Consider the following 6,361-nt stretch of genomic DNA (forward strand, 5'->3'; position numbering starts at 1 on the left):
GACGGCCCGGGGCCGGCGTGTTCCCCCGTATCCCCCGCGGGATCCCCCGTACCTCCCCCGTGGGACCCCCGCACCTTCCCCCGTACGACCGCCGGCGGCTACTCGCTGGCGATCGCGTTCAGTACGTTCATCCGCCCCGCCCGGAACGCCGGGACCAGTGCGGCGAACAGGCCCACCAGGGCCGAGCCGGCGAACACCGCGATGATCGTCGGCCAGGGGATCTCCAGCACCTTCAGGCCCTGGAGGGCGAGGAGCTGCTGCGCCGTGGCGCCCCAGCCCATGCCCAGCCCGAGGCCCAGCAGGGCGCCGAAGAGGGCGATGACCACCGACTCCAGGCGGATCATCCGGCGCAGCTGGCGGCGGGAGAGGCCGATGGCGCGCATCAGGCCGATCTCGCGGGTCCGCTCCACCACCGAGAGGGCCAGGGTGTTCACCACGCCCAGCACCGCGACGATGATCGCCAGGGCGAGGAGCCCGTAGACCATGTTGAGCAGCTGCCCGACCTGGTCCTTGAGGTCCTTCTTGTAGTCGGTCTGGTTGAGCACCTTGTACTGCGGGTACTCGGCCATGGCCGCCTTGAGCGCCGTGTACGCGCTGTCGGCCTGCCCCTTCTCGGCCTTCGCCAGCAGCATGAACGGGCGCGGCAGCTGGTCGGCCGGCAGGTTGGCCTCGGCAGTGGCGGTGCTGACGTACTTGACGCCCTTGTCGAGGTTGCCCTCGTCCGAGGTGATCGCGGCGACCTTCAGCCTGACGGTCTTGCCGCCGTTGAAGGCCACGCCCAGCTCGTCGCCGACCTTCACGTGGTGCTCGTCGGCGTACTTCGAGCCGACCGCCATCGCGCCGGCCGCGTACGCGTCCGCGTGCTTGCCGGCGACCGTCTTGCGGCGCACGTCCTGCGCGTAGGAGGGGTCGGTGGCGCTGAGGTGGTCCTGGGCGGTGGTGCCGTCCGGGGCGGTGATCTTCGCCTCGACCTCGCGGTACGCGGTGACGTGGTCGAGCCCCTTGACCCCGCGCATGGCCTGCTCGGCCTGCGGCATCAGCGGCTGGCCGCCCTGGGAGGCGACGATGTAGTCGGCGCCGACCGTGCGGTCGAGCTCGTCGGTGGCCGAGGCCACCATCGAGGACCCGACCACCGACAGGCAGGCGACCAGGGCCAGTCCGATCATCAGCGCGGCGGCGGTGGCGCCCGTACGGCGCGGGTTGCGCAGCGCGTTGCGCTCGGCGAGCCGGCCGACGGAGCCGAAGGGCCGCAGCACGGGCGCGGCGAGCACCCGGACCACCACGCCCGCCAGCAGCGGGCCGATCACGATGAAGCCGATCAGGCTGAACAGGACGCCGACGGCCAGCCACAGCGAGCCTGCGGAGGCCTGGTCGGCGGCCGCGGCGAGGAACAGGGCCGCGCCGCCGATGCCGGTGAGGACCAGGCCGAGGACCGCGCGGACCGTGCCGGCCTTGCGGTCGCCGGGGGTGCCGGCATCGCGGAGGGCGGCCATCGGGGAGACCTTGCCGGCCCGGCGGGCCGGGATGTAGGCGGCGACGACGGTGACGACGATGCCGAGGACCAGGCCGACGACCGGGGTGGTCCAGCGGACGGTCAGGTCACCGGTGGACAGGTGCATGCCCATCTGGCCCATGAGCTTCATCAGGCCGACGGCCAGGCCGATGCCCGCCGCGACACCGGCGGCGGAGCCGACGATGCCGAGGAGGAGGGCCTCCAGCAGGACCGAGCGGTTGATCTGGCCGCGGTCGGAGCCGATGGCGCGCATCAGGCCGATCTCGCGGGTGCGCTGGGCGACCAGCATCGAGAAGGTGTTGAAGATCAGGAAGATGCCGACGAGGAAGGCGATGCCGGCGAACCCGAGCATCACGTACTTCATGACGTCGAGGAAGCCCATGTCCTTCTTGTTGGCGGCCGTGGACTCCTTGGCGGTCTGCAGCTTGTAGGTGTCCGCGCCGACGGCGGCGGCCACGTTCTTCTTCAGCTGCTCGTCGCTGACGCCGTCCTTGGCGGTGACGCTGATGTGGGTGAAGGTGCCGGGCGCGCCGAGCAGCTTCTCCTGGGCGGTGGCGGTGTCGAAGTAGACGATGGCCGCGCCCGGGTTGGTGACGGTGAAGGAGGCGATGCCGCTGATCTTCGCCCGGACGTCACCGGTGATGGCGATGGTGCGCAGCTCGTCCCCGAGCTTCAGGTGGTGCTTGTCGGCGGTGTCGGCGTCGATCATCATCTCGGTCGGACCGCGCGGGGCCCGGCCGGAGGTGATCTTCATGGACTTGAGCTCGCCGTCGGTCCAGTTGCCGGCGATGGTGGGGGCGCCGGTGGTCGACCCCATGTTCTCGTTCTTGGAGTTGACGACCGTCACGGCCGTCGAGATGACGCCGCCCTCGACGGACTTGACGCCCTCGGCGCCGCGCACCTTCTCCACGGCCGAACCGGGCAGCACCTGCGGGCGGCCCCGGTTCGGGTTCTCCTCGCCGTCGGCCGCTTCCTTGGGGCTGACGGTGACGTCGGAGCTGGTGACGGCGAACAGCTTGTCGAAGGTGGTGTTCATGGTGTCCGTGAACACCAGGGTCCCGCAGACGAAGGCGACCGAGAGCAGGACGGCTATGGCGGACAGCGCCATCCGGCCCTTGTGCGCGAAGAAGTTGCGCCGCGCGGTCTTCATGACGGTCACGAGGTCCGCCCGCGCGCGTCGAAGTCCTTCATCCGGTCCAGGACCTGGTCGGCGGTGGGCGCGTACATCTCGTCGACGATGCGGCCGTCGGCCAGGAAGATGACGCGGTCGGCGTAGGAGGCGGCGACCGGGTCGTGGGTGACCATCACGATGGTCTGGGCGAGCTCGTCCACCGACTGGCGCAGGAACCCGAGCACCTCGGCGCCGGCCCGCGAGTCCAGGTTTCCGGTGGGCTCGTCACCGAAGATGATCGCCGGGCGGGCGGCGAGGGCGCGCGCGACCGCCACGCGCTGCTGCTGGCCGCCGGACAGCTCGGTCGGACGGTGCTTGAGGCGGCCGGCGAGGCCGACGGTCTGCACGACCCGGTCCAGCCACTGCGGGTCGGCCTTGCGGCCCGCGATGTCCATGGGGAGGGTGATGTTCTCCAGGGCGTTCAGCGTCGGGAGGAGGTTGAACGCCTGGAAAATGAAGCCGATCTTGTCGCGGCGCAGCTGGGTGAGCTTCTTGTCCTTGAGACCGGTGATCTCGGTGTCCTCAAGGTGGATCTGACCGCTGGTCACCGTGTCGAGGCCGGCGAGGCAGTGCATCAGCGTGGACTTGCCGGAGCCGGACGGGCCCATGATCGCGGTGAACTGGCCGCGGTGGATGTCCACGTCCACGTGGTCGAGGGCGACGACGCGGGTCTCTCCGGAGCCGTACGCCTTGACGACCTGACGCGCCCGGGCGGCCACGGATCCGCTCCCCCCGCCGCTGCCGTGCCTGGTCTCGGTCATGGCCGTTGTCACGGTGTTTTCTCCCCTGTTGGTCTGCGTACGTCGCCGTGGTGAAGTCTGCTGAACGGCGGTGGCGGGCGCCCTGGTGCCCGTCGCCGTATCCGCCGGGGGGGTAACCCCACCCCGCCCCCGCGGCCCCGTCCATATGAATCAGTTAAAGCCGCCGCAGGCCCTTGGTCCTCCTCCGCCGGGACGAAAGTCCTGTGGGCCCAAATGCTGACGGACCCCTAGGGGACGTCCCCCCTACGGAGGACCGGACGTAGGGGTCACCGCCCGGCGGACCCGCCGCGAGATGGGGATACCGCCGGGCGCACCCCGGTGAGAGGGTGTCCTGCGGCGGACGAAGGGAACGTGATGCACACAGGGGAAAGCGGGACCGGCGCCTCCGGCGGGGAGGTGGCGGGCAGTCCCGGCAGAAAGGTTTCCGCCAATCGGCCCGGACCAGGGCCGGAGGCGGGCAGCGGCGTTCCCGGGCAGAGCCGGCCGCCCGCGAAGGTGGTCGCCTCGCTGATGCTGTCGATGGCCCTGGTCGCCCTCGACACCACGATCGTCTCCACCGCCGTCCCCCAGATCGTCGGGGACATCGGCGGCTTCTCCGTCTTCTCCTGGCTCTTCTCCGGCTACCTCCTCGCGGTCACCGTCACCCTCCCCGTCTACGGCAAGCTCAGCGACACCTTCGGACGCAAACCCGTCCTGCTCTTCGGCACCGCCCTCTTCCTCGCCGGCTCCGTGCTCTGCGCCTCCGCCTGGAACATGGCCGCGCTCATCGCCTTCCGGATCGTCCAGGGACTGGGCGGCGGCGCCCTCCAGAGCACCGTGCAGACCCTGGCCGCCGACCTCTACCCGCTGCGCGACCGCCCGCGCATCCAGGCCCGCATGACCACCGTGTGGGCCAGCTGCGCCCTGATCGGCCCGGCCCTCGGCGGCGTCCTCGCCGGCTACGCGGGCTGGCGCTGGACGTTCCTGATCAACGTGCCGATGTCCGGGCTGGCCCTGTGGCTGACCGGCCGCCACCTCGTCGAGCCCGTACGGTCCCCAGCGCGCCGGGGCCCGGTGGACTGGGCGGGGGCGCTCGGCGTCTTCGCCTGCGGCGGGCTGCTGCTGTTCGCGCTGGTCCAGGGCGGGGTCGCCTGGCCCTGGCTGTCGGCGCCCTCCCTGGGGCTGCTGGGCGCGAGCGCGGTGCTGGCGGCTGTGGTGGTCCGGGTGGAACGCCGGGCCGCGGAACCGATCCTGCCCGGGTGGGTGTGGCGCCGGCGCACCATCGCCGCCGTCAACCTGGCGATGGGGGCACTGGGGCTGCTGATGGTGGCCCCGATGGTGTTCATGCCGACGTACGCCCAGTCCGTCCTCGGGCTCGGGCCGGTCGGAGCCGGGCTGGTCACGGCCCTGATGACCCTGAGTTGGCCCCTGTCGGCCGCCGTCTGCCAGCACGTCTACCGGCGCATCGGCTTCCGCGACACCGCCGCCCTCGGCATGGGGCTGGCCTCCGTGGTCCTGTTCTCCTTCACCCTGCTCCCCTACCCCGCCCGGATCTGGCAGCCGGCGCTGATCATGCTGCTGCTGGGCGCCGCCCTGGGCCTGTTCCAGCTGCCGCTGGTGGTCGGGGTGCAGTCCACGGTGGGCTGGGCCGAGCGGGGCACCACCACGGCCTCGGTGCTGTTCTGCCGCACCGTCGGGCAGAGCGTGGGCGCCGCCCTGATGGGGGCGGTGGCCAACGCCACCGTCGCCGGCCGGCTGGCGCGGGAGCCGCTGCCGGGGCTCCCGCACCGGCTGGACGACGTGTCCCGGGCCCTGGCCGAGCCGGGCAGCCTCTCGCGGGCCGCGTCGGAGCACCTGCGCGGGGCGGTCGCGGCGGCCGTGGACCACATCTTCCTCGGCGCGACGGCCGCCGGGGTGGCGGCGCTGCTGGTCCTCCTCCTGGTGGCCCCCAGGCGCTTCCCCGTCCTCCCGGAACACGAGTGACGACCGCTTGACGACTTGTCATGCACGACCCTCGTGCGTGAGGCTCTCCCCAGGACCACACCCGGGGGGACGACATGGCATCCGCACTCTTCGCACTCGCGTTACTGGCCGCCCTCGCCGGGCCCGTCGCCCTGCGCCTGTACCGCAGACCGGACTTCGTCACCGGCCGCGACGGCCGGCTCTCCACCTCCACCACCCTCGCCCTGGCCTGGACCGTCATCCTGGTCTGGCTGCTCCTCACGATCCTCGGCTACGGGCTCACCGCCGGCGGCGGCATCGGCTACTTCCGCGGCGAGCACGGCCCCCTCTCCTCCCTGACCCCGGTCTACCTCCCCCTGCTCGGCGGCCCGTACCTCGCCCTGATCGCGGCGAAGACCGTCGTCGGGATCCGGGTGGAGAACGGCACCCTGGCCAAACCGGCACCCAAACCCACCGCCACCGGCCGCCGCCCGCTGCGCGAGCTGATCGCCAACGACAGCGGCCGCACCGACCTCGTGGACCTCCAGTACGTGGCCCTGAGCGCGGTCACGATGCTCTACGTCGCCCTCTTCTTCCTCTCCGACGTGGGCGCCGGCCTGCCCGAACTCCCCTCCGAGATCTGGGCCCTGACCGGCGCACCGGCGGGCGCCTACCTGGTGAACAAGATGGCCACCCGCGGCAACCCCGTGATCACCCACGCCGGCCTCGCCGACGGCGTCCTCACCGTCGAGGGCGGCGGCTTCACCGAACCCCGCCTCACCGTGGACGACACCCCCCTCCCGGCCGTCCAGGACCCGGCGACGGGCACCCTCACGGCCACCCTCCCGCCGGAGGTGAAACCCCCGTTCACGGTGGTGGTCACCTCCCGCGGCCTGCGCAGCGACCCGTACCGCCACGAGGCCGCACCGGTCGCGGCGCGGCCGGCGGGCTAGGGTCTGTCGTCAAAGTCCCGTCCGCCCTCCGGGCGACGACGGG

Annotated in this window: 4 protein-coding genes; 2 read left to right on the top strand and 2 right to left on the bottom strand. The window is 72.0% G+C overall.

What is annotated here, in order from left to right:
• Window positions 1-98: 98 nt before the first annotated feature.
• Window positions 99-2,672, bottom strand: a complete 2,574-nt coding sequence (locus AB0F18_RS37955) for an FtsX-like permease family protein (protein WP_362069723.1) — start codon at window positions 2,670-2,672, stop codon at window positions 99-101.
• Window positions 2,669-3,457 carry an ABC transporter ATP-binding protein gene (locus tag AB0F18_RS37960; protein ID WP_362069726.1) on the bottom strand — a complete coding sequence of 263 codons (789 nt, stop codon included), beginning with the start codon at window positions 3,455-3,457 and terminating at the stop codon, window positions 2,669-2,671. The genes AB0F18_RS37955 and AB0F18_RS37960 overlap by 4 nt, the downstream gene beginning before the upstream one ends.
• A gap of 342 nt (window positions 3,458-3,799) precedes the next feature.
• Here AB0F18_RS37960 and AB0F18_RS37965 point away from each other — a divergent pair, with 342 nt between their 5' ends.
• Complete coding sequence (locus AB0F18_RS37965) at window positions 3,800-5,407, top strand: MDR family MFS transporter (protein WP_362069729.1); 1,608 nt, start codon at window positions 3,800-3,802, stop codon at window positions 5,405-5,407.
• Window positions 5,408-5,481: 74 nt separating this feature from the next.
• Complete coding sequence (locus AB0F18_RS37970; protein ID WP_362069732.1) at window positions 5,482-6,318, top strand: hypothetical protein; 837 nt, start codon at window positions 5,482-5,484, stop codon at window positions 6,316-6,318.
• Window positions 6,319-6,361: the final 43 nt, after the last annotated feature.

Source organism: Streptomyces sp. NPDC029216 (genome assembly GCF_040648015.1).
Taxonomy (GTDB): Bacteria; Actinomycetota; Actinomycetes; order Streptomycetales; family Streptomycetaceae; genus Streptomyces.

What these genes read in the sequence shown, in the direction of transcription:
- AB0F18_RS37965 (WP_362069729.1), top strand. Translation starts at nt 3,800, where the DNA reads ATGCACACAGGGGAAAGCGGGACCGGCGCCTCCGGCGGGGAGGTGGCG.
- AB0F18_RS37970 (WP_362069732.1), top strand. Translation starts at nt 5,482, where the DNA reads ATGGCATCCGCACTCTTCGCACTCGCGTTACTGGCCGCCCTCGCCGGG.